The following is a 666-nucleotide window of genomic DNA, read 5'->3' on the forward strand; positions in this document are numbered from 1 at the left end:
AGCGCTGTTCACGGTGGAGGCGGCGCTGTTTGAGGTGCTGCGTGCCTGTGGAGTGAGCCCGGATTACCTGCTGGGGCACTCGATTGGTGAGGTGACGGCGGCGTATGTGTCGGGTGTGTGGTCGCTGCGGGATGCCTGTCGGGTGGTGGCGGCCCGGGCCCGGTTGATGCAGACGCTGCCTTCGGGCGGGGCGATGGCCGCGATCCCGCTACCCGAAGCCGAAGTGAAGGAGCTGCTGCCCGACGCTGTGTCCATCGCAGCGGTCAACACCGCTGACTCCGTCGTCGTCTCCGGGCCGCAGGACGAAGTGGACCATGTGGCGGGGCTGGTGGCTGCTCGTGGTCTTCGGGTGACGTGGTTGCGGGTGTCGCATGCGTTTCATTCGGGGTTGATGGATCCGATGTTGGAGGAGTTCGCGGGTGTGCTGGGGACGGTGTGTTTCCGGTCGCCGCGGATTCCGGTGGTGTCGAATGTGACGGGTCGGGCTGCTACGGCTGAGCAGTTGTGTTCGGTGGGGTATTGGGTCCGTCAGGTGCGGGATGCGGTGCGGTTCGCCGATGGGGTGCGGTGGCTGGCCGATCAGGGTGTGACCGCCCTGGTGGAACTGGGCCCGGACGGAGTGCTGTCCGGCCTGGCGCAACACAGCTGCGCACCGGACACCCTCGT

At 67.1% G+C, this 666-nt stretch carries 1 protein-coding gene; it reads left to right on the forward strand.

The features are described from left to right. Positions 1–13: 13 nt before the first annotated feature. Positions 14–666: acyltransferase domain-containing protein (locus O5O46_RS35065; protein ID WP_333482456.1), on the forward strand; the 653-nt coding region annotated here is incomplete at its 3' end.

The organism is Streptomyces sp. RPT161 (assembly GCF_027533845.1).
GTDB classification, from domain to species: Bacteria; Actinomycetota; Actinomycetes; order Streptomycetales; family Streptomycetaceae; genus Streptantibioticus_A; species Streptantibioticus_A silvisoli_A.